The sequence below is a fragment of the Sporosarcina sp. SAFN-010 genome (assembly GCF_059415065.1).
Window position 1 is genome coordinate 165,697 of sequence record NZ_JBPFDS010000006.1, and the last position, 23,771, is coordinate 189,467.

Genomic DNA, 23,771 nt, shown 5'->3' on the forward strand with positions numbered 1-23,771 from the left:
ATGCATGACAACACTTACAGCGAACCAAATCCAACAACTTCATAGCAATGGTGTCTATACAACCCCACCTGAGCATCCGCTTTTTACGTTAGAAACCTTATCTTCGCCAACAGATGGAAAAGATCTATTAACCGTTCTTCAAACCGTGAGTCAAAGCCCTAATATGACTGTCGCGGCTTCTTTTTTCATGAGGCGTTACGGAATGTTTACGGCAATGCAACTTGTTCAATTCATTCAATATGAGGAACTTTGGCAAGGGGAACCAGATGAATTACAGTTTGGAGCCGTTCACGAGTATGGCAATATGACTGTCAGTACATATCCAAAGGTCGATGGTTGGATAGAAGTGCCTATCGAAGATTCTGCTGATGTCGTTCGAAAACTTCTTATCCAAATCCAAACAGTGATCAATGCGCTAAGATCCGTGGCTTCTGTCTCTTCCAAGGTTTTGTGGGAAAACGTATTTGGTTTCTGGCTTTGGCAGTTTCATGTTATGTTGAATGATCCAACTTGTACAGACGAAGCAAGAATCGTTTTCAATCATCTTAAAGACGATTCTGTCTGGGAAGGAAACTCTTCACATTCTCGGTTTTCATCCTATTTAAACGGATGTGAGCCGACAGATTTGCTGAATACAACGGTAAGGAAAACATGCTGTCTTTCGAAAGACGTCCCAGGATTAATGCAATGTGGATTTTGTCCATTGAAAGAGTAACAGGACTTTCATTTTGTCCGAAATGCTAGATAGGATTGCTTCATTGAATAGAGCACTCCCATGGCGGCACCACTATAGAAAAACCCCATGAAGATACCCGCTGAAAGATTATGCGGATGGCTAATGAAAATGGACAAGATGAGTGCGACGACTGTTGAAACTGTAGAAAGCCATGTGGGGCGAACTCGAAATACCCATTTCGCAATGAGAACGACTACGAATGTGACGGGGACCGCCCAAAAGGCATCCCATATATTTGTATGAATCGTTGGAAATTCCGTCAGCATAAAGACCACTCCTTTTACAACGTAGTGTGGAAACATTTGTGAAAGACTATACATAGACTGGAGCCATGTAAATGCCAAAACAACAACCAATGAAAATCAGAGCGCGAGGTATTCAGATTGGCACACTTTTAACCGGGAAAAACAACTGTATTACAGACGTTGCAAATGTACGAGTCGGACACGTAACGCTCGATGAACCGTTAGAGAATGAGGAGCATCTAGCGACAGGTGTGACTGCAATCTTGCCTCATCTAGGCAATCCATTCAGGGAAAAGGTTGCGGCGGCAAGTTATGTCATTAACGGATTTGGGAAGACGACAGGACTCATTCAGTTAGATGAACTAGGTGTTCTCGAGTCACCAATTATGTTGACGAATACATTCGGTGTTCCGGCAGCAACAGAAGGAGCCCTTCGATGGTTGCTCGACCAGACACCGGAAATCGGAGACACGACAGGAACTGTTAACATTGTGACAGGGGAGTGCAATGACAGTCGCCTTAACTCAATTAGAGCGCTGTCGATAACGCCTACTCATGCCGGGCGAGCAATTGAAATAGCAACCACTGAACCATCTGACGAGGGGGCGGTAGGTGCTGGGAAAGGAATGGTTTGCTTCGGGTATAAAGGAGGAATCGGCACATCATCGCGTGTTGTTCACTCTGAAATGTCTACCGAATCATTTACAATAGGGTGTCTCGTTTTAAGTAATTTTGGGAAGCGGGAAGAGTTTGCGAGCGACCGATATATGAAAATTGAACCCATTATACAACCAGATGCACCAAAACCTGCAGACGGATCGATTATGATTGTCCTTGCAACGGATGCTCCAATCGATAGCCGGCAGTTAAAACGAATCGCAAAACGTTCTGGGATTGGACTTGCTCGAACTGGAAGTCATTACAGTAACGGCAGTGGAGATATAGTGATTGCATTTTCTACTGCACACAAATTTCTGCATGACAGGCCAGATGCTATAGAGAACGTACAATTACTTCGCGATAGTCATCCTATCATGAACCAACTATTTCAAGCTGCTGCGGAAGTAACGGAAGAAGCGATTTTGAATTCGTTGTCTCAAGCGGTTGAAACGACAGGGCGAAATGGTTTAACTGTACACCCAGCACCGTTTTCTTAACTGTTCCATGTGAAACAATTTGTGACATTATTCGACAATTGGACTTTGTGGAAAACAAAAAAGCTGATACAACACTAGAAAAACTAGTATTGTATCAGCTTTTATTATGTTAAGGAATTACTTCCAATGACCTTCTTGTAAAAGTTTCTTTTTACCAATGAACGCATACGCAACAAGAACAATGCTTATCAAAAGCAGTACAATCAAGATATAAAGAGCAATGTTATAACTCTTTGTAATATCAAAGATGTATCCGTAAGCAGGTAAAGCAACAATTCCTGCAATTGCAAGTCCTAAAGAAGCAGTTGAATAAATTTGGCTATATTCACGGCTACCGAACAGACTGCTTGTCAGTGCTGGAGCTAGTGTACCCACCGAGTTCGATACAGTGAATCCAAACAATGTAGTGGAAAGAATGATGAGTAATGAACTGTTCGTTCCATACAATAGACCGAAGACAGAAACAATTGCCAAGATCAATGCCAGATAGATTGTGTTACGAGAACCTATTTTATCAACCAGGAACCCAAGTACTAATGCCCCAAGTAACACACCAATTAAGTATCCTGCCATTGCATTTCCAGCGAAAATAGAGTCATAACCAGCTGGGAGAGAGACAATGTAAGATGGGATGTGGATAGCAAAACTTGCAATCGATACAATCAATAGGAAGAATAAGAATAATGAATAGAATGCAGCGGACTTTCTAGCAACCGCGAATGTTATACCTTTATCAGCTTCCGCGTCTACAACTGCAGCTCCCGATTCCGGTTCTTCATCAGCTCCGTAAGGCATAACTCCAACAGCTTGTGGAGACTTACGGATAAGGAATAGAATGGTAGGTACGACTATAATGATTGCTGCCAAACCTAATGAAATATAACCTGTACGCCATCCGGATTCTGCAATTGTACGACCAACAAGTGGTTGTGCGAGTGCTCCAAGAAGTCCTTGAGAAGCTCCAATTAGTCCGAGGGCCATACCGTTTTTCTTTTTAAACCACTGGTTTACAATAACAGGTCCTGCGATAACTGTATTGAAAACACCACCAACTGCCAATGGAATAGAGAAGATATACCAACCCCATACCGAGTTACTGAAGCCGAAAGCAACAAATGCGCCAGCTTGTAAGATCATAGCAGCAATTAGTACAGCACGAGTATCATATTTTGCTAGGATTTTACCACCGATTGGGAGGAAAATCATTGTCACAATTGAAGCGATACTAAAGTAAATCGTCAAGTTACCTGTAGAAATACCTAAATCTGATGTAGCTTCTGGGATAAATAGGCCTGCAGAGTTATTGAGTGCACCTTTTCCGACACCGACAATAATACAAAGTGCTACGAGTGTCCACCAAGCGTAGTGGATTTTCTTCTTGGACTTAGCCATTATTCCACACTTCTTTTCTTGTTATATTTTTTGCAATCAATATCTGGAGGGTCTCTGTTATGACGATTTATGAAGATCTATAGAATCTCTTCGATTTAAAAGAACCACCTGTACGAAGGAGGTTTCTATGAAGAGCGGTTGTGTGGATAAACGCTAGCAGAGTCCTTAGAGAAAATCAATTACCAATCGAGCATACTTAATCGACAGTTATGTGTCAATAGTAATTATTTAAGATTAAACCTTCTGATTTGATTGTACAATTGTTTGACATTAAAAAGGTTGTTACATAGCTCTTCATATCTAGTCAAATGATTTTATGGAAGAAAGTGACCGATCCGGATCAGCAGCCAAGCAGTAAAATTTTTCGTTCCTGCATAGCCGGTAATAGCGATTGATTGTATAGCGGCCTTTAACATAGTCTACTGAAAATACAGGCTTATTTGCCTTGGAAAACTGTGAAAGCCACTTAAGACGTTCCTCGATTTCATCTGAATTGTTCTTTTTACTCCCATTGAACCAAATGTCTTCTACCCCTATTCCGTCTACTGATTTTAGATAGGAGCCATTGTCAAACTGCAATAATTCCTCACCATTTTGAGGGATGATAAAAAAATCGGGATCCCTTTCTTTTGCAACGGCAGACAGGGTTCGGACGAAAGAAATCATTCGTTCAGCTGCGTCTTGTTTGGACGCGGGATCGGAGGGAAAGGATTGCTCACCATTTTCTTTATACGTATTTGAATCTCCCCAATAAAGGTATGCATCAATAATGTCTAAGTACACCCCTTTAAATCCTGCGTTTTGAATCTTTTTCAGTTCCTCAAACATATATTGTTGCCATTCTGAATCCCAATAACGAACTTTTACGCTTTCCGGCCAATCAGGATTAGCGACGTTCCCCACCCATTTGGGAGCTGAATCGGTGATGGTCAACACTCCTTTTTGTTGGGAACCCCACTCTGGTTTCCAATAAGGGAGGTAACTGCTTGCCTCACCGATACTCAAATATGAAATGGGGCGTATTCCCTTTTCGCGAAGAGTCGCAATGTCCTTCTTGCTATATCTCTCGCTCCCATCTTTTGTAGCGTCAATCACTGCGTATTTAACAGGAAGCAGGGGAATTTTCTCAATGGAGGCATCTTGAAGTTGATAAACCCATGTAGGTTGTCCTTCATCCAGCCGGAAATAAGCAGCGAATAGAAGTGAAATTGTAAGTGCGAGTGTGCTCCCGACTAACAACCATTTGTTCACGTAATACCAACTCCTTCGTAAAGTTTATCTAGTATACTATTAGATTTTAGACTTCTCACTTTTGGCACAATAGTATTGCTAAAACATAAAAAATGAGTAAACATAATTTCATTATACTAAATTATCTTGTTATTTTGAAAATATTTTGTTATTGTTAATTGACAATAAAATCAGACAGATTCTATTTTCTGTTGGATGTTTGGAGGACCGTATGAAATTATTTGTTTCCGTGGATATGGAAGGCATAACTGGGTTACCGGATGAGACGTTTGTAGATTCACATCGTCATAATTATGAACGTGCTAGACGTATTATGACAGAAGAAGCGAATGCGATTGCGTCATCAGCATTTGAAAAAGGTGTACAAGAAGTGCTTGTGAATGATAGTCATTCAAAGATGAATAACTTGCTAGTTGAAGAGATGCATCCGGATGTGGAGTTAATAACCGGTGAAGTGAAACCGCTTTCAATGGTTCAGTCGTTGGATGAAACTTATACAGGTGTTGTGTTCGCAGGTTATCATGCCCGGGCAGGACAACCTGGAGTCATGAGCCATACGATGATTTTTGGTGTTCGAAATATTTTTATCAATGACGTTGTAGTTGGAGAACTCGGGTTTAATGCTTATGTTGCAGGTCATTTCGGCGTTCCAGTCCTAATGGTAGCCGGTGATGATGGAGCATGCAAGGAGGCAGAAGAACTCATTCCAGGTGTCGTAACAGCTGCAGTGAAACAGTCCATTTCCCGTTCATCTGTAAGGACGTTACATCCCAAAAAAGCACAAGTGTTGCTGAAAGAGAAAATGGCAGAAGCGCTTGAAAAACGTGGTGAAATTAAACCGCTGAAAGCGCCTGATAACCCCGTCATGCGTATCGAATTTACGAATTATGGAGAAGCGGAGTGGGCTGCAATGATGCCAGGATGTGTGATAGAAGAAGGAACTACAATTGTTCGCTATGAAGCAAAAGATATTGTTGAAGCCTATCGTGCGATGCTCGTTATGACAGAGCTCGCGATGCAAACGAAGTTTTGTTAAGGAGGAAACAGAGTGCCGCTATACATATTGAAGCGTTTCATCATGATGATTATCACCGTTCTAATTATTGCCACGCTTACATTTGTACTCATGCGGGCGATCCCAGGTTCACCGTTTGACGAAGAGCGCACGTCCAATCCGACCATCCAAGCGAACTTGGAGAAGTTTTATAAGTTGGATCAACCAATGCCAATTCAATACTTGAATTACTTGAAATCTATTGTAACGTTCGATTATGGTCCGTCTATAAAAAAACCGAATGAATCCGTGAATACGCTACTAGCACGAGGGTTCCCAATCTCCTTTGAACTGGGAATGGCGACAATTATCGTCGCGGTTATCTCAGGGATTATTCTAGGTACGTTTGCTGCACTTCGTCATAATGGAATTATTGATTATATGGCCATGACCTTCGCAGTTGTGGGGATATCAATCCCAAACTTTGTTCTAGCGACACTTCTGATTCAGCAAGTTGCGGTGAACTGGCATTTACTACCACCAGCTACATGGAGCAGTCCGAAGCATATGATTTTACCGGTTATTGCACTAGCTACCGGACCGACTGCCATAATTGCACGTCTTACTCGTGCCAGTATGTTGGAAGTGTTGACGCAAGACTACATTAAAATGGCACGTGCAAAAGGCTTAAGCCCTTTCCGGATTGTAGCGAGGCACGCGCTACGAAATGCGCTCATGCCGGTTGTTACTATCATGGGGACAATGCTTGCAGGGATTTTGACAGGGACATTTGTTATTGAAAAAATCTTCGCAATCCCTGGTATGGGGAAGTACTTTGTCGAGAGCATTAACAATCGCGACTATCCCGTCATTATGGGATCTACTGTATTCTACAGTGCATTCCTAGTATTCATGCTGTTTTTAGTAGATATCGTATACGGATTCTTGGATCCTCGCATTAAGCTTCACAAAAAGGAAGGTGAAGTGTAATGGTTACCAAAGACCCGAGAGTCTCAATTCCAGATGATTGGTTCCGGAAAAAAGGAGAAGACCGCAAGCAGGCAGAAGCTGTCGTTCGTCCTTCGCTCTCTTATTGGAAAGATGCTTGGAGACGATTACGAAAGAATAAGCTAGCAATGGGTGGATTAGTGTTCTTAGTTATCCTCACGCTACTTGCAATATTTGGTCCAGTATTTTCTCCGTATGAAGTAACTGCAACGGATTTACGAAACCAAAACATGGCTCCGAGTGCGGCCCATTGGTTTGGAACTGATGAAATGGGGAGAGATGTCTTCACAAGAACGTGGTATGGTGCTCGAATTTCGTTATTCGTAGGTGTGATGGCTGCACTCATTGACTTTTTCATTGGCATTATTTACGGAGGTGTTAGTGGATATAAGGGTGGCCGCACGGATTCCATTATGATGCGGATTATTGAAATTCTTTACGGACTCCCTCATTTACTCGTAGTCATTTTGTTAATGGTTGTGATGGGCCCGAGTCTAACAACAATCATTGTAGCACTGACGATTACAGGCTGGGTTGGAATGGCCAGAATCGTTCGCGGGCAAGTCCTGCAAATAAAAAACTTTGAATTCGTGACCGCATCGAAGTCATTTGGTGCGCGAACACCGCGTATTATCCGTAAAAACCTGCTTCCGAACACAATGGGCCCAATCATTGTTCAAATGACACTCACTGTACCGAGTGCGATATTTGCGGAAGCCTTTCTAAGCTTTCTCGGCCTTGGTATTCAGGCTCCATATGCAAGTTGGGGCGTAATGGCGAATGATGCCCTCCCAGTAATTCTATCTGGTGACTGGTGGCGCTTATTCTTCCCAGCATTCTTCATCTCCATTACGATGTTTGCCTTTAACGTACTAGGCGATGGTATGCAGGATGCGCTCGATCCGAAATTGAGGGGGTAATGGATGTGATAGGACAACAGTTGGCAAATGCGTCCAGCTTGGAAAATGCCCCTGCAAAAAAGGAGCATCAACATGGTTCAGGCATTGCCACAGAAGAGAATAGAAAGCAGAAGAAAACAATTTCACAAGAAATAATGCTCTCCGTACGAGACTTGGAAGTTTCTTTTAAGACGTTTGGCGGCGAAGTGCAAGCAATCCGAGGTGTTTCGTTCGACCTGTACAAAGGGGAGACTCTTGCAGTCGTTGGAGAATCAGGCTGCGGGAAAAGCGTGACAGCAAATACGATTATGGGGCTTATTCCACAACCACCTGGCAGGATTCGGAATGGGGAGGTTCTTTTCAAAAATCGAGACTTGACCAAACTGAACAAGAAAGCGCTGCGGGAAATCCAAGGCGTAGATATCTCGATGATCTTCCAAGATCCGATGACAGCGCTGAATCCGACATTGAAAATCGGAGAACAATTAATGGAAGGATTACGAACACATCATAAGGTGTCACGTGGAGAAGCGAAAAGGAAAGCCGTTGAAATGCTAAACCTTGTAGGAATTTCGAATCCGGAAGAACGACTCAAACAATACCCTCACCAGTTCTCCGGGGGGATGCGTCAGCGGATCGTCATTGCAATCGCTTTGATCTGCGAACCTGAATTGCTCATCGCAGACGAACCGACAACTGCATTGGATGTTACGATTCAAGCGCAAATTCTAGAATTATTCGATGAAATCCAACGTAAAACTGGCGTAGGGATTATTCTAATCACTCACGATCTCGGAGTTGTCGCGAAAATTGCTGATCGTATCGCAGTCATGTACGCAGGGAAAATCATTGAAATCGGGAATAAGCGGGAGATCTTTTACGACCCGCAGCATCCATACACGCAAGGTCTACTGAACTCAGTACCTCGACTCGACTTGCAAGAAGAAGAGTTAAAGCCAATTGAAGGTACACCTCCGGACTTATTCGCACCACCCGAAGGTTGCCCCTTCGCTGCAAGATGTCCCTTCGCCATGGAAGTATGCGAACGTGTTTACCCAGCAACAACACAACTCACCACCCAGCACACCGTAGACTGCTGGCTCCAAGACCCAAGAGCCCAATCCGTATATAATTAAAAGAATTTACTTTAAATGGTAGGTTCCGTATTTATCATTCTCTGTAGTGGAAATTAACGCTGTTTACTCTAACTTTATTTACTAGGCATCAAAGGATTCATTATAAAAAAGGGGGAAGTCACATTGAAGAAGTGGATCAAGTTTGTATTATTTACTGCACTACTCGTAGTACTCGCAGCCTGTACAGCAAACGAAGAAGCAGGCAAGAAGCCAGAAGCCGACACAGGAGGAAAAGACAGCAAGGACAACAAGCCTGTCGAAGAAAAAGTCCTCTACTTGAACAACGGTGAAGAACCTACTTCGTTTGACCCGTCCGTAGGGTTTAATGCAGTTTCTTGGAGTGCCCTTAACAACTTGATGGAAGGACTCACTCGTTTGTCAGAAGATCACTTGGCAGAAGAAGCTTCTGCAGAAAAGATCGATGTATCTGAAGATGGATTGACATATACATTCACTATCCGCGATGGCGCAAAATGGTCAAATGGCGATCCACTCACAGCAAACGATTTCTTGTTCGCTTGGCAACATATGCTCGACCCTGAAACAGCATCACCTGCAGCATTCCTTGCATACTTTATTGAAGGCGCAGAGGACTACAACAACGGTGAAGGCGCTGTTGAAGACATTGGAATCGAAGCACCTGATGAGAAAACATTCGTCGTGAAGCTGACAGCTCCAAACGAAGCATTCTTGAACATCATCACGAACCCAAGCTTTTTCCCAATCAATGAAAAAGTAGCGACTGACAATCCGAAATGGTTTACAGAAGCAGATTCATTCGTTTCCAATGGTCCATTCAAATTAGCTTCATGGGATCACGACGTGAAATTCGTTTTTGAAAAGAACGAAAACTATTGGGATGCAGACAAAGTTAAGCTCGACAAAGTGAACTGGGAAATGGTGAGTGAGTCTACAACTGCTTACCAAATGTACCAGTCTGATGAGTTGGATAGTACGGATGTCCCGTCTGAAATTGCTGAAGACTTGAAAGATAATCCAGAGGTTAAATTAGAAGACCAAGCAGGATTGTACTTCTTCCGATTCAACACATCTATGGAGCCATTCACGAACAAGAAAATCCGTAAAGCGTTCGGTGGAGCGGTTAATCAGGAAGATATTGTAGAATTCGTCACTAAAAATGGAGAAAAGCCAGCACATGGTTTCGTTTCTTACGGATTCATCGGGCCGGATGGCAAAGAGTTCCGTGAGTCTGCAGGAGACCTAGTTTCGTTTAATCCTGAAGAAGCGAAGAAATTACTTGAAGAAGGCATGAAGGAAGAAGGATATACAGAATTACCTAAGGTAACATTAACGTATTCTACAAGTGATTCTCACCAAAAAATTGCGGTTGCATTGCAATCGATGTTTAAAGAAAATCTTGGTGTGGACATTGAGTTACAAAACGTAGAAGCTGGAGTATTCCTTGCAGATCAGAAAGAGTTCAAGTACCAGTTCTCTCGCTCATCTTTCTTGCATGACTATGCAGATCCTGTAAACGCTTTAGAAAGTTTCATTTCAGATTCATCGATGAACCGTACGACTTGGTCAAATACTGATTATGACAAGTTGATTGAAGCTATTAAAAATGAAACAGACGAGAACAAGCGTTGGACGTTGTTGCAGCAGGCTGACACTGTGCTCATGGACGAAATGCCGGTAATTCCACTGTACTATTACAATCAGTCAACATTAGAAAAGCCTGGTGTTACAGGGATTCTCCGTCACCCAGTCGGCTATCTCGACCTGAAATACGCTGACAAAGAATAAGTAGGGGAGACTGTGTGCGCCGAGTGTTCGACGCACACAGTTTTGTTCGTTTTAGGCGAGAAAGGAGAACGTGTACATGAAGATTCACTCGATTGAACTTGCAACAGTTGCTGTTCCATTGCGAAAACCATTTAAAACGGCATTGCGCACCGTTCATACTGCCTACTCAACTTATGTAAAGGTTACGACAGAAGATGGAAAATCCGGATGGGGAGAAGCTCCACCAACTCATGTGATTACAGGTGACTCCATGGCAAGCATTGCGTATGCAATTGAAGAAGTCTTGGCTCCAAAACTGATTGGGATGGATATTCGTAACCGATCCGAACTTTTCGCGGTTCTACATAAAACAATTGTGAGAAACACTAGCGCTAAAGCGGCAGTCGATATGGCGATACATGATCTCCTTGGTCAACTTGCAAGACTCCCTCTTTATCAACTCCTAGGGGGGCACAGGAATAAGTTGGATTCGAACTTTACGGTAAGTGTTAATGATCCAAAAGAGATGGGAGACGATGCACACCAGTACGTAGAAGATGGATTCACTACATTGAAAGTGAAGGTCGGAACCGGTTCTTCAGAGCTCGATATTGAGCGTGTCAAAGCAATTCGGAATCGAGTGGGTCATACTGTCAAGATTCGCCTGGATGCTAACCAAGGTTGGCAGCCTAAAGAGGCGATCAGAACGATCGCCGCGATGGAAGATGCCGGTCTTGAGATTGAACTCGTCGAACAACCTGTCCATGCGGAGGATATAGATGGATTGCTTTTTGTGACTCAAAATACATTGACGCCTATCATGGCAGACGAAAGCGTTTTTTCACCAAAAGATGCGTTACGTGTCCTGCAATGTGGCGCAGCAGATTTGATCAACATCAAGTTGATGAAGTCAGGTGGAATCCATGAAGCATTGAGAATCAATGCACTCGCTGAAAGTTACGGAGTCCAATGTATGACTGGCAGCATGATTGAAACGAAACTGGGAATCACGGCAGCAGCTCACTTTGCTGCGAGTCAGTCGAATATTACGCGTTGTGATTTTGATGCACCCCTTATGCTAAATGGTGATCCTGTAATTGGAGGCGTTACCTATACAAAACAACTGGTTCATCTACCGAATGAGCCAGGGCTCGGTGTACAGATTGACTCAACTTGGCTATCACATCACAGAACGTCTGGAAACGAGGAGGAAAAATGATGACAGATTCCCAATCAGTATTACTATCTGTAAAAGACTTGAAAAGGCATTTTGATGTAGGTAAAGGTAAGACATTAAAAGCGGTAGATGGACTTAGTTTTGATATTTACAAAGGAGAGACGTTTGGTCTTGTAGGAGAGTCAGGTTGTGGAAAGTCGACAGCGGGACGTACAATTTTAGGGCTTTATAACAAAACAGACGGGGATGTTGTATTTGAAGGGCAAAATGTCCACGATATGAACGACAAAGAACGTCAACAGTTTCTTAAAAAGATGCAAATGGTTTTCCAAGACCCCTATGCGTCTCTTAATCCACGCTCAACAGTTTATGAGATCATTGCAGAGCCAATGGAAATCCATAATATGTACAAGTCTAAAAAGGAATTGCGTGCACGCGTAAATGAGCTGCTGGAAGATGTAGGGTTAAATCGAGACCATGCCAACCGATATCCTCACGAATTTTCAGGCGGACAGCGACAGAGGATCGGTATTGCAAGAGCGCTCGCCCTCGACCCTGAATTTATCATTGCTGACGAACCCATTTCAGCATTGGACGTGTCAGTCCAGGCGCAAGTTGTCATGTTGTTTCAACGGTTGCAACGCGAAAAAGGGTTGACCTATCTATTCATTGCACATGATCTATCGATGGTGAAATACCTCTCAGATCGGATAGGCGTTATGTATTTAGGTCATTTAGTAGAGTTGACGACAAGCGATCAGCTCTATGGGAAGCCTTTGCATCCCTATACAGAAGCCTTACTATCAGCAATACCAATCCCAGACCCAGATATAGAGGAATCGAGAGAACGTATTTTATTGGAAGGGGAGTTACCGAGTCCGATTGACCCACCTTCGGGATGCGTGTTCAGAACTAGATGTCCTTATGCGATGGAAGTTTGTTCCACACATAAACCGCAGTGGTTAGAAAAAGATGAGGGACATTTTGTCGCGTGTCACTTACATGATGAGTCTTTAATGAAAGAAGTTAATGAACAGGCAAAGCAGTTGCACGTGTAAAGGAGATTTTTAACTTGAAGAAATTACTACTTACAGGGTTTGAACCATTTCTCTCATTCCCAGTGAACCCAACGATGCAACTCGTTGAAAAATTGGATGGAACGGTTATTGGAGACTATAAGATTTGCGGGAAAATCTTATCTGTGAATTTTAATGCATCCGGTGAGGAGCTGCTCAATTATATTGAAAAAGAAACTCCGGATGCAGTTTTATCACTTGGGCTTGCCGGCGGACGTTATAAAATGACCCCTGAACGGGTTGCCATCAATGTAAAAGATGGCGAACCTGACAACGAAGGGCATCAGCCGATGGATGAAACTATTGAATTAGAAGGACCGCCTGCTTATTTTTCAACTCTACCGATCCGCAAAATGGTGAACCGATTATCTGATGCAGGACTGCCAGCTGCACTATCTAATTCTGCAGGAACTTATTTGTGTAATAACGTAATGTATGCAGGACTTCATTGGGCGGCCCACCATAGACCGGATATGTCATCAGGCTTTTTGCATATTCCTGCTTCGTTTGAGTTGGCAATGCAACATGGTAAAATACCAGGTTGGTCGTTAGATGAGTTACTTAAAGGAGTCACAATTTGTATTCAAACCCTTTCTGATGAAAATTAACTCAATTTATTATAGTGAAGTGGATTTTCGTGTCGCGAAATGTCGTAAAACATCGAACGATTGAACTGAGTGGAATAAGATTGTTGGGGAGATGCTTCTAAAGTAATGGAGAATTTCTCAGTCTCGTGGGATCAACCAATAAGGAGGTTGCGAAAATCCAAACTAGCCAGGCAAAGGGATTTCTATCAGCAGTTAAAAAGATTTAAAAAAAGTTCATAAGGAATTATATTGTCTAAGTCCGCTTTGTTACAGAGTTCGTCATTGATTTGTCATAGTTGAAATAATCTATGTATTTGGTATTCTGAAAAAATAGTATTGCCAACACAAAAGTTGTGTAGTATAGTTGAAAAAGCTTATAAAGTCTGAAAATTAAATCAACCTTTTTTTGTACATATTACCAAGGGCAAGGAGGAACCACTTTGGCTGAGACAGTTTTGGAAATTGAGAATCTGCGAACATCATTTAACATTAAAGGGAACTATTACGCAGCTGTGGACGGTGTTTCACTATCGGTTCATAAAAATGAAGTCGTGGCGATTGTCGGTGAATCTGGATGTGGAAAGAGTGCCTTAGCACTCTCCATTATAGGTCTTCATAATGCGAAGACTACAAAACTAGAAGGTCAAGTGAACTTGAAAGGGCAGAATCTTCTAAACCTGCCAGTAGAAAAGTTGAACAAAATCCGTGGGAAAGACTTGGGCATGATCTTCCAAGATCCAATGACAGCTCTTAACCCACTCGCAACAATCGGCCGACAAATTGCAGAGCCGATGGATTACCATATGAAACTATCTAGTGCTGCAAAAAAGAAACGAGTGCTGGAGTTACTTGGACAGGTCGGTATAAAAGATGCCAACCGAATCTACAAACAATACCCACATGAACTTTCAGGTGGGATGAGACAACGCGTTGTGATTGCAATTGCACTAGCCTGTAATCCAGTGATGCTGATTGCAGACGAGCCTACAACTGCGTTGGATGTAACAATTCAAGCTCAAATTATGGATTTAATGAAAGAGCTCCAACGCATTACAGATTCTGGTATTATCCTCATCACACATGATCTGGGAGTAGTTGCAGAGATGGCAAATCGAGTAGCGGTAATGTATGCAGGTGAATTTGTAGAAATTGCAGACGTAAATACACTGTTTTCGAATCCGCTACATCCATATACCCGCTCACTCTTGAGCTCGATTCCTTCTAACATGACAGATAAAGAAGAACTACATGTTATTGAAGGTATTGTGCCATCGATTCAAAAACTAGATCGCGAAGGATGCCGATTTGCTCCACGAATCCCATGGATTTCTGAGGATGCACATGAAGACAAACCGACGCTCCATGAAGTGGAACCAGGTCACTTTGTACGCTGTACGTGTTACAAGGAATTCCACTTCCCGGAAGAACGAGTGGAGGATGAAAACTATGTCACTACTTAATGTAAATAATCTGCAAGTACACTTTCCGATAAGAGGTGGTTTCTTCCGCCGAGTGGTCGATCAAGTACGTGCAGTTGATGGGGTCAGTTTTGAACTGGAACCGGGCGAAACGTACGGACTTGTCGGGGAGTCTGGTTGTGGAAAGACAACAACAGGCCGTGCAATTATTGGACTAAACAAAGCAACCGGCGGTGAAGTTTTGTTTAATGGTGATAATCTCGCCAATATGAATGGACATGATCGTCGAAAGCATATCCGTGATATCCAAATGATTTTTCAAGACCCATACTCTTCATTGAATGGAAGAAAGAACGTCTTGAATATAATTGCTGAACCCCTGCGCAACTTTGAGCGGCTTTCTCCTAAAGAGGAGCTGACCCGCGTGCAAAACATGATTGAGCGCGTTGGTCTAAGTCCAGAATCTATCTATAAGTATCCACACCAATTTTCGGGAGGACAACGTCAGAGAATCGGAATCGCCAGGGCACTTATGCTCAACCCTAAATTGATTATTGCCGATGAACCTGTATCTGCATTGGACGTTTCCGTACAGGCTCAGGTCTTGAACTTCATGCAAGAAATTCAAAAAGACTTTGGATTGACTTACTTATTCATATCCCACGATCTCGGGGTTATTAAACATATTTGTGACAGAATTGGAATTATGTATAAAGGCCGTTTTGTCGAAGAGGGCACTGCAGAAGATGTTTACACGAATCCTCAGCATCTTTATACAAAACGATTGATTGCTGCTATCCCAGAGATGGATCCTGCAAAACGTTTCGAGAAAATGGAATTACGTAATAAAATCAACACCGCTTACAGGACAGAGTATGATAGCTATTTCGATAAAGACGGTCGGATGTTCGACTTGAAACCGCTTACTCCTACACATTCAGTTGCTGTTCAGCAAGGGGGTATGTAAGCGATGGTTAAATTTATCTTTCGGCGATTGCTCGTCATGATTCCACAACTATTTCTGTTAAGTCTAATCATCTTCATCTTGGCAAAGCAAATGCCAGGAGATGCAGTAACAGGCGCATTTATGGGAAACCCTAACGTAACACCTGAACAAGTGGAAAAGATTCGTGAACAATATGGCTTGAATGATCCTTGGTATGTTCAGTATGGAGCTTGGGTAGGAAAAGCAGTTCAAGGTGATCTAGGCAGCTCCTATACTCATAAACAGCCTGTTACATCGCTTCTTGCAGGACGCGTGACCAATACAGTTACATTGTCACTATTCATTTTGATTGTCTCTTATATAATAGCAATCCCACTGGGCATCATAGCCGGTAGATGGACTGACTCCTGGTCTGATAAACTGATCGTCACCTATAACTACTTTGCATTCGCCACACCTTTGTTTGTTTTCTCTTTGCTTATGCTGTTCTTCTTCGGTTTTGTACTCGGCTGGTTCCCTACAGGAAACAGTGTCGATGTGAGGCTGGAAGTAGGAACATGGGATTTCTATCTCAGTAAATTAAAACACTTAGTGTTACCAGGGATGTCAGGAGCCCTGCTTGCAACAGCTGGAACTATCCAATATTTGAGAAACGATATTATTGATACAAAACTTAAAGACTTCGTGAAAACGGCGCGTGCCAAAGGAGTTCCAGAAGGCAAAGTATATACGCGCCACATATTACGTAATTCTATGCTTCCTATCGCCGCATTCCTGGGCTATGAAATTACAGGATTGATTAGCGGTTCGATATTTTTGGAAATGATATTTAGTTATCCAGGCCTTGGCCAGCTCTTCATTCAATCTATCACAGGACGTGACTTCACTGTCACAACAGCAATCGTTATGATTTCAGGTACTGCTGTTATTGTCGGTACGATGCTCTCAGACATCATTCTGAGTGCCATAGACCCACGTATCCGGATTGAATAGGAAAAGCGAATGAGGAGGAATACTAAATGGTAACAATTGATGATAAAAAACTAATTGCCAAAGAAAAAGCGAACAATCCATCTCTTGCAAAAACGATATGGCGAGAAATCAGACATGACAAAATGGCGTTGATTTCCCTAGTTCTGCTGATTGGCATATTGATAACTGCTTATAGTTCACCGCTGTTTATTGATCAGGAACAACTTCAACGGGTAAATTTCCTTGAAACGTGGGAGGCGCCTTCCGAAGCCCACTGGCTGGGTACGGATGACGGAGGACGGGATGTTTTCGGGCAGTTGCTGCTCGGAACACGCAACTCATTTACAATCGGGCTCAGTGTGACGGTTATCGCGGGTCTCTTCGGTTTGACAATCGGTTTAATCGCGGGATTCTTCGGTGGTTGGATTGATAATGTCATTATGAGAATTATAGATTTTCTGATGGTTCTGCCAAGTACAATGTTCATTATTGTATTCATTGTTATCGTTCCGGATTATTCCATTTTGTCATTTGTTCTCATGATGAGTGCGTTTGCCTGGTTCCAAAAAGCCAGGCTGATCCGTTCTAAAGGACTTGCAGAACGTGAATTGGATTATATTAACGCATCCAAAACACTTGGCACACCAAGTTGGAAAATCATGTTTTTCGAAATGTTCCCGAACTTAAGTTCGCTTGTCATCGTTAATATGACTCTGACTCTTGCTGGGAACATCGGTCTTGAGACCGGCTTAACATTCTTAGGATTTGGACTTCCAGCAAGCACACCGTCCCTTGGGACACTGATTTCGTTTGCTACGAATCCGGACATTCTCCAAAACAAATCATGGGTTTGGTTACCCGCAGCATTACTAATTCTAGTAATGATGCTGTGTATAAATTACATCGGGCAAGCGGTGAAGCGCGCGTCGGATGCGAGACAAAGATTGGCTTAAAAAAAAGGGGAGGTAAGACAATTGAAGAAAAGAAGTTTTATGTTGCTGGCAAGTCTAATGCTCGTGCTCAGTGTGTTCTTGGCTGCTTGTAGTGGCGACGATAGTGCAGATGGCGGAAAAGGAACGGACAAAGGAAAAGGTAAGGGGACTACTGAAAAAGGTTCAGCTGAGAATGCAGCAGAAATCGATTTCCCTCTAGGTGTATCAAACGATTCTGAAGCAATTGAAGATGGGGAAATGACAATCGCAATGGTTGCAGATGAGCCATTCGAAGGGACATTGAACTATAACTTTTACTCTGGTACGTATGATGCCGAAATTCTTGGATATTTCGATGAAGCATTACTTGACACGGATGGTGACTACTTAATCACTAACGAAGGTGCTGCAACATTCGAACTATCTGAAGATAACAAAAAGTTGACTTTAAAAATCAAAGATGGCGTGAAATGGCATGACGGTGAGCCGGTTAAAACAAGCGACCTTCTTTACTCTTATGAGATTCTTGGACACCCGGATTATGCTGGTAACCGTTACGATTTCATGATTGAAAACGTAGTAGGTATGCCTGAGTATCATGAAGGTAAAACAAAAGAAATCTCTGGTATTAAAATTATCAACGATCAAGAGATGGAATTCACTTTCAATGTAGCTTCACCATCTATCCTTTCAGGATTCTGGTCTTATGCAACACCACGTCACCACGTTGGAGATCTTATGACTGGTGAAACAACAATTAAAGATCTTGAGTCTTCAGACAAAATTCGTGTAAATCCAATCGGTTTCGGACCTTATAAAATTGAAAAAATTGTACCAGGCGAGTCTGTACTTTACGCACGTAATGACGACTACTGGAGAGGCAAGCCAGCTCTTAAGTCAATTGTACAAAAAGTAGTTAGTTCATCAACAATTGTTGAGTCAGTAAAAAAAGGCGATATCGACCTTGCTAGTATCCCTGCAGATCAATACGAAACAGTTAAAGATGTTGACAACATTGAGTTATTAGCAAAAGTGGATCTTGCTTATACGTATATCGGTTTTAAACAAGGTAAATGGGATGCAACTAAGAAAGAAAACGTAACAGATCCAAATGCAAAAATGGCTAGTAAAGAACTTCGTCAAGCAATGTGGCATGCAATGGATAACAAGACGATCGGTGAAAAACTATACCACGGTCTTCGTTTCCCAGGAACTTCTTTAATCATCCCTGTGTTTGAAAGCTTCCACAACACAGAAATTGAAGGACGTCCATATGATCCTGAAAAAGCAAAAGAACTTCTTGAAGAAGCAGGATTCAAAGATACAGACGGAGATGGATTCCGTGAAGACCAAAAAGGTGAGAAATTGGTCATCAACTTCGCTTCTATGTCAGGCGGAGAAACAGCTGAGCCAATTGCAAAAGCTTATATGCAAAACTGGGCTGACGTTGGGCTGAAGGTTGAACTAGTTGACGGTCGTCTACACGACTTCAACGCATTCTATGACATGGTAGAAAACGATGATCCGAAAATCGATATTTACCAAGGTGCTTGGGGAACTGGTTCTGATCCAGATCCATCTGGTCTATATGGCCGCACAGCTTCATTCAACTACACTCGCTACACTAGTGAAAAGAACGATGAGTTGTTGGAGAAAGGTACTTCGGAAGAGGCATTTGACCTAGAATATCGTAAAGATATTTATGATCAGTGGCAGGAGCTTATGTTTGAAGATGTACCAGTAGCTCCAACTGTATACCGTTATGCACTTAAATCAGCTAACAAACGCGTCGTTAACTACTCAATCGATCCTAGTTCAGACCTTGAGTTGTACCAGATGGGTGTTGCCGAATAAGTATTAAACTAAGCTCTGCCTCCTTTAATGGGGGCAGAGCTTTTGTAATGTTACAGTTCTTTTAGGGTATACTTTTTGAAAGGAGTTGACCTGTAAGTATGGCTGTCAAAAATTCAGATAGGTTCATAATTGCCTACAATCGAATCGAAAAAGCGCTTGTGAAGAAGATAGAGGAGACTGGCTTCTTGCCGTTTTATCGATTAGTAGAAAAGGCAAAAATCAAAAATTCAGTAGTTCGTAATTATGAGGAAGATTTACGGGAGTTTGGTGATTTGCGGAATGCTATTGTCCATCATAGAACAGGTGTAGACTATGTTATTGCTGAACCCCACGACGATATTGTGGAACGCATTGAACTGATCGAACGGAAAGTGAGTAACCCGCTCAATGTAGGAGCTTTGTTCGGCTGTAAGGTTCATACGCTACAAGCATCAGACTCCCTGACTATGGCTCTTAGACTAATGCGCGATAACAAGTTCAGTCAAGTTCCCATTTATGAAGATGGGAACTTTAAAGGTCTCATTACAGCTGCTGGTATTACTTATTGGTTAGCAGGCCAATCGACAGAAGATTCTATTTCCCGGGAAATACCGACATTGTCTGACGTCTACAACTATGAAAAACGTAAAGAATCGTTTGAATTTGTCAGAAGAGATCTATCTGTGTACGAAGCGGAGGATTATTTCAAACGGGCAATTTCCAGAGGAACGCGTCTCGAAGCGCTTTTGATTACAGATACCGCTGCGCACAATGAAAAATTAATCGGGATTATTACGCCTTACGATTTATTGAAAATTGACTAGCTTTGAGAGGAATCTGCAAAAAGTTTGTAAAGTAAAATATTAATTGACTGTAAACTCGGCGAAGTGATCATAACCCGTGAAAAGTGCTCATAATACTATAAAATTGCACCTCTACATTTCTTTGTAGAATCGAGGTTGACCGCATACCAAAAAGATACCCTCATACATCTGCATAAGCAGGCGTATGGAGGTATCTTTTTGTCATCCTGTATGAACGCGATCGTATGAATACTTAAAAGTCTCCTTTTTAGGGCGAATCAGTAGGAAAAAAAGTGTCAACGGCCCGATTCTTCCTAAAAACATTACCGCACAGAGAATCCATTCGCCTGCAGGGGTCAAGTCTCCAGTGATCCCAACGGACAGTCCTACTGTACCAAACGCCGACACCGTCTCAATTAACAATGGGAGGAATGGTAACGATTCCGTAACAGTTAACAAGAAAAATGCTGTGAATACGAGCATGGAACTAACCGCAGCAATTGCAAGAGAGCGAAAAATGATTTCTGATTTGATCGTTCTTTTGAAAAGGTGAGGTTCGGTCATCCCTCTAAAATACGCAAGCGTTGCGACTACAATGACGATGAACGTCGTCAGTTTAATACCGGATGCCGTAGAAGCGCTCCCTCCACCGATGAACATTAACAACAATGTTAGCAAGAGAGAACTGTCCTCCATATCGCCGATAGGTACCATGTTGAAACCAGCAGTCCTTGGGGTGACTGCTTGAAAATAGGAGGTCAATGCTTTATCCCCGAAAGACATGTTGCCGATTGTTTTCGTATTGTGATACTCCAGAGCGAAAAATAAGAATGTAGCGATGAGATTGACGGTTAGCGTTCCAGCGAGCATCATTTTCGTATGAAGTGACCATTTCTTAGATGACGGTTTTGAAACTACTTCCATGACAACAGTAAACCCAAGGCCGCCGATGATGAAGAGTGAAGATAGTATAAGTGTGACGGGAAGGTCACCAGCAAACCCTACTAAGTTGTCAGGAAACATGGAGAATCCCGCGTTATTAAAAGCGGAGACGACATGGAATAGACTGTAGTAAAGACCGTGTTTCCAGCCGAAGTCGGGAACCCATACGAGGGATAACAAAATAAAAGCAATCCCTTCAGTTATGAATACAAATCTCAAAATACTTCTCAGAAATTTGACGGTTCCTCCTATCGATTGTTGACTAAATGACTCTTGGAGAAATATGCGGTTTTTCATGCCCACTTTTCGTCCGAGAATCATTAAAAGCGCAACCGCGAAAGCCATTAATCCAACCCCACCAATTTGAATGAGAGCAAGGAGCACGATTTCACCGAAAAGGGTAAGCGTAGTAGCGACGTCGAAGACACTTAGACCTGTTACGGTTGTTGCCGATGTCGCAGTAAATAGTGCGTTGGTCCAAGTTATCGGCGCAGTTGTAGCAAAGGGTAGCTTGAGCAAAGCAGTCCCAATGAGTATCGTAACCAAAAAACTACTTGCTATGAGAACCGGAGGAGTGACCCGCCTTTTCCTGAAAATGAAAGATTTGTGCATAGTAAGACCTCCTTAGAGAAATGGATATGGTATGGTTTGATTATTGATCGAAATGGTAAAATTACAATAGGTCATTGGATGGAACAAACCGGAAAATTAAAGTGTGGAAGAAAAATAAGTTCAATACGATAGGAGTTTGAATGATTTGAATCAAGGAACTAGTAATACCTCAACTCCATCATGCGCGCTTGTGCTAGATCGTGTGAGCTATGGTGTGAATCATACCGATATTATTAAAAAAGTGAGTGGCCAGTTTCCAACGGGGAAAATTACCGCATTGATCGGACCTTCTGGAGCGGGGAAAACGACATTGTTAAAGTTATGCAATGGTCTCATCAGTCCAATTGAAGGTGAAATTTACATAGACGGGAAGCGGATTGAAGAGCAATCCCCAATGTCAGTCAGGAGACATGTTGGAATTGTGCTCCAAAGTTCTCCAATGGTACAAGGCACGGTCCTGGATAATTTAGCACTTCCATTACAGCTACGTGGTAAAACCTTATCCGATGAACAAGCAATTGCCACCATGGAACGTGTTGGACTTCCTTCGTCTCTTCTCACAAGAGATGCTCGTGGGCTCTCAGGGGGGCAAAAGCAAAAAGTCTCCATCGCCCGCACGTTATTAAATCAATCAAAAATTTTGTTGTTAGATGAAATCACAGCATCTCTTGATCCTTCTTCCCTTCAAGAGATTGAAGACTTGATTGTGAAATTGAATGAGACGGAAAAGATTTCAATCGTTTGGATTACTCATAATTTGGAACAGGCCAAGCGGATAGGGGAGTACTTTTGGGTGATGGTTGATGGCGAGCTGCGTGAAGTAGGTACCAAACAAGATATTATTGCATCAGAAGACGAAGATGTGAAGCGGTTTGTGAGAGGGGTGTTGTCATGAGTTGGATGACATTAAGTTTAACGTTGATATTTGTTTTCATCCCTTTATTGCTATCAAAAACGCTGAATCTGGGCTTGGAACGAGATACGATTATTGCGACACTTCGTTCCACCGTGCAACTTATTGCGGTAGGGTTTGTGTTGAAATTCGTGTTCGATTCCGAACATCCAATGTTTATTATGTTAATGGTACTGCTGATGATTGTTGCCGCTGTACAAAATGCTCGGCACAAAGGAAAAGCCATTAAAGGGATCACGTGGAAGTTGTTTGTGACGTTTGTGGCGATCGAAGTATTGACGCAAACTGTATTGCTCGGATTACATATTGTTCCTGCGACCGCTCAATACATTATTTCATTAAGTGGTATGGTGATCGGGAATTCAATGGTTCTTGCGATTTTGTTTTTAAACCGTTTTACTGCTGAAGTGGAAGCGCATCGTGATGAAAGCGAACTGATTTTATCTCTCGGCGGAACTCCCAAGCAATCCATCAATCGGCAGTTACTGAAATCGATTCAGGCGAGCATGATTCCAACGATTGAAAGCCAGAAGACAATTGGACTTGTACAACTTCCAGGAATGATGAGTGGACAAATCATCGCAGGAGCGGATCCGGTCCAGGCGGTTCAATTTCAATTACTTGTTGTGTTTTTGTTACTTGCAACTGCAGCGATGACGAGTGTGTTGCTCGGATTTTTGTCCTATCGAAGTTTGTTTACGGAAAGGATGCAATTATTGAAAATTGACCTGGATTAAAAGTAAGCCAGTGATATTCCTACCGTTTCAATTGCGGTTGAATATTGAGAGGAAATTAAATTTTGGATTGTAGGTCTTTATAGAGGAGATTTTGAGAAGGGATGCTCATAAAACATGAAAAGTGCTCATAACCCTGGGAAAGTGATCATAAAACATGAAAAGTGCTCATAACCCTGGGAAAGTGAAGATAGTATAGAAAGTGGACACAATCCAATGAGCGTGTTTGGATAGAGAGAACATACTAACTGAACGGAGCGTG

At 42.4% G+C, this 23,771-nt stretch carries 22 protein-coding genes; 18 read left to right on the forward strand and 4 right to left on the reverse strand.

The annotated features are described in order from the left end of the window. Window positions 1–4: 4 nt before the first annotated feature. Complete coding sequence (locus ACR65F_RS09265) at window positions 5–715, forward strand: hypothetical protein (RefSeq protein WP_440504219.1); 711 nt, start codon at window positions 5–7, stop codon at window positions 713–715. Between the two features lie 8 nt (window positions 716–723). On the opposite strand, the gene ACR65F_RS09270 is transcribed toward ACR65F_RS09265, so the two are convergent. Then, entirely contained in the window at window positions 724–1,002 is a 279-nt protein-coding gene (locus ACR65F_RS09270; RefSeq protein WP_440504221.1) for a hypothetical protein, read from the reverse strand. Window positions 1,003–1,091: 89 nt separating this feature from the next. Here ACR65F_RS09270 and ACR65F_RS09275 point away from each other — a divergent pair, with 89 nt between their 5' ends. Continuing rightward, on the forward strand, window positions 1,092–2,138 hold the full coding sequence (locus ACR65F_RS09275) for a DmpA family aminopeptidase (RefSeq protein WP_440504241.1): 1,047 nt from the start codon (window positions 1,092–1,094) through the stop codon (window positions 2,136–2,138). A gap of 117 nt (window positions 2,139–2,255) precedes the next feature. Here the strand turns inward: ACR65F_RS09275 and ACR65F_RS09280 are convergent, their stop codons facing one another. Further along, window positions 2,256–3,530 (reverse strand): MFS transporter, encoded by a 1,275-nt coding sequence (locus ACR65F_RS09280; RefSeq protein ID WP_039043247.1) that lies wholly within the window; start codon window positions 3,528–3,530, stop codon window positions 2,256–2,258. Between the two features lie 300 nt (window positions 3,531–3,830). After that, complete coding sequence (locus ACR65F_RS09285; RefSeq protein WP_440504223.1) at window positions 3,831–4,781, reverse strand: MJ1477/TM1410 family putative glycoside hydrolase; 951 nt, start codon at window positions 4,779–4,781, stop codon at window positions 3,831–3,833. Window positions 4,782–4,992: 211 nt separating this feature from the next. On the opposite strand from ACR65F_RS09285, the gene dppA reads away from it, so the two are divergent. From dppA to ACR65F_RS09355, 14 genes are all read left to right on the forward strand, one after another. Beyond that, a complete protein-coding gene (gene dppA / locus ACR65F_RS09290) occupies window positions 4,993–5,817 on the forward strand; it encodes a D-aminopeptidase DppA (protein WP_440504225.1) in 825 nt (274 codons plus the stop codon). Window positions 5,818–5,829: 12 nt separating this feature from the next. Further along, window positions 5,830–6,765, forward strand: coding sequence for an ABC transporter permease (locus tag ACR65F_RS09295; RefSeq protein ID WP_125101015.1), 936 nt, complete (start codon window positions 5,830–5,832; stop codon window positions 6,763–6,765). Continuing rightward, the gene (locus tag ACR65F_RS09300; RefSeq protein WP_039043249.1) at window positions 6,765–7,703 is read left to right on the forward strand and encodes an ABC transporter permease; all 939 of its coding nucleotides are present in this window, start codon (window positions 6,765–6,767) and stop codon (window positions 7,701–7,703) included. Before ACR65F_RS09295 ends, ACR65F_RS09300 begins: the two co-directional genes overlap by 1 nt. A gap of 134 nt (window positions 7,704–7,837) precedes the next feature. Continuing rightward, window positions 7,838–8,818 carry an ABC transporter ATP-binding protein gene (locus ACR65F_RS09305; RefSeq protein WP_440504242.1) on the forward strand — a complete coding sequence of 327 codons (981 nt, stop codon included), beginning with the start codon at window positions 7,838–7,840 and terminating at the stop codon, window positions 8,816–8,818. 123 nt (window positions 8,819–8,941) lie between these two features. Further along, the gene (locus ACR65F_RS09310) at window positions 8,942–10,585 is read left to right on the forward strand and encodes a peptide ABC transporter substrate-binding protein (RefSeq protein WP_440504227.1); all 1,644 of its coding nucleotides are present in this window, start codon (window positions 8,942–8,944) and stop codon (window positions 10,583–10,585) included. A gap of 76 nt (window positions 10,586–10,661) precedes the next feature. Then, window positions 10,662–11,783 carry a mandelate racemase/muconate lactonizing enzyme family protein gene (locus ACR65F_RS09315; protein WP_440504229.1) on the forward strand — a complete coding sequence of 374 codons (1,122 nt, stop codon included), beginning with the start codon at window positions 10,662–10,664 and terminating at the stop codon, window positions 11,781–11,783. Then, window positions 11,783–12,799, forward strand: a complete 1,017-nt coding sequence (locus tag ACR65F_RS09320; protein WP_440504243.1) for an ABC transporter ATP-binding protein — start codon at window positions 11,783–11,785, stop codon at window positions 12,797–12,799. Before ACR65F_RS09315 ends, ACR65F_RS09320 begins: the two co-directional genes overlap by 1 nt. Window positions 12,800–12,813: 14 nt before the next feature. Next, window positions 12,814–13,425 carry a pyroglutamyl-peptidase I gene (gene pcp / locus ACR65F_RS09325; RefSeq protein WP_440504231.1) on the forward strand — a complete coding sequence of 204 codons (612 nt, stop codon included), beginning with the start codon at window positions 12,814–12,816 and terminating at the stop codon, window positions 13,423–13,425. A 419-nt stretch (window positions 13,426–13,844) separates the two neighbouring features. Further along, the gene (locus ACR65F_RS09330) at window positions 13,845–14,864 is read left to right on the forward strand and encodes an ABC transporter ATP-binding protein (RefSeq protein WP_039043254.1); all 1,020 of its coding nucleotides are present in this window, start codon (window positions 13,845–13,847) and stop codon (window positions 14,862–14,864) included. Further along, window positions 14,851–15,789: an ABC transporter ATP-binding protein gene (locus ACR65F_RS09335; RefSeq protein WP_039043255.1), complete on the forward strand. Its 939-nt coding sequence runs from the start codon at window positions 14,851–14,853 to the stop codon at window positions 15,787–15,789. The genes ACR65F_RS09330 and ACR65F_RS09335 overlap by 14 nt, the downstream gene beginning before the upstream one ends. 3 nt (window positions 15,790–15,792) lie before the next feature. Beyond that, a complete protein-coding gene (gene opp4B / locus ACR65F_RS09340) occupies window positions 15,793–16,761 on the forward strand; it encodes an oligopeptide ABC transporter permease (RefSeq protein WP_039043256.1) in 969 nt (322 codons plus the stop codon). Window positions 16,762–16,787: 26 nt separating this feature from the next. Beyond that, window positions 16,788–17,693, forward strand: a complete 906-nt coding sequence (locus tag ACR65F_RS09345; RefSeq protein ID WP_039043257.1) for an ABC transporter permease — start codon at window positions 16,788–16,790, stop codon at window positions 17,691–17,693. 21 nt (window positions 17,694–17,714) lie between these two features. Further along, a complete protein-coding gene (gene opp4A, locus ACR65F_RS09350; RefSeq protein WP_440504233.1) occupies window positions 17,715–19,526 on the forward strand; it encodes an oligopeptide ABC transporter substrate-binding protein in 1,812 nt (603 codons plus the stop codon). Between the two features lie 98 nt (window positions 19,527–19,624). Next, entirely contained in the window at window positions 19,625–20,329 is a 705-nt protein-coding gene (locus tag ACR65F_RS09355; RefSeq protein WP_039043259.1) for a CBS domain-containing protein, read from the forward strand. Window positions 20,330–20,530: 201 nt separating this feature from the next. Here ACR65F_RS09355 and ACR65F_RS09360 read toward each other — a convergent pair whose 3' ends face one another. Then, entirely contained in the window at window positions 20,531–21,862 is a 1,332-nt protein-coding gene (locus tag ACR65F_RS09360) for a TrkH family potassium uptake protein (protein ID WP_440504235.1), read from the reverse strand. A gap of 145 nt (window positions 21,863–22,007) precedes the next feature. Between ACR65F_RS09360 and ACR65F_RS09365 the strand changes: the two genes are divergently transcribed. Beyond that, the gene (locus ACR65F_RS09365; RefSeq protein ID WP_440504236.1) at window positions 22,008–22,757 is read left to right on the forward strand and encodes an ABC transporter ATP-binding protein; all 750 of its coding nucleotides are present in this window, start codon (window positions 22,008–22,010) and stop codon (window positions 22,755–22,757) included. Then, complete coding sequence (locus tag ACR65F_RS09370; RefSeq protein ID WP_039043261.1) at window positions 22,754–23,512, forward strand: ABC transporter permease; 759 nt, start codon at window positions 22,754–22,756, stop codon at window positions 23,510–23,512. The genes ACR65F_RS09365 and ACR65F_RS09370 overlap by 4 nt, the downstream gene beginning before the upstream one ends. Window positions 23,513–23,771 lie beyond the last annotated feature (259 nt).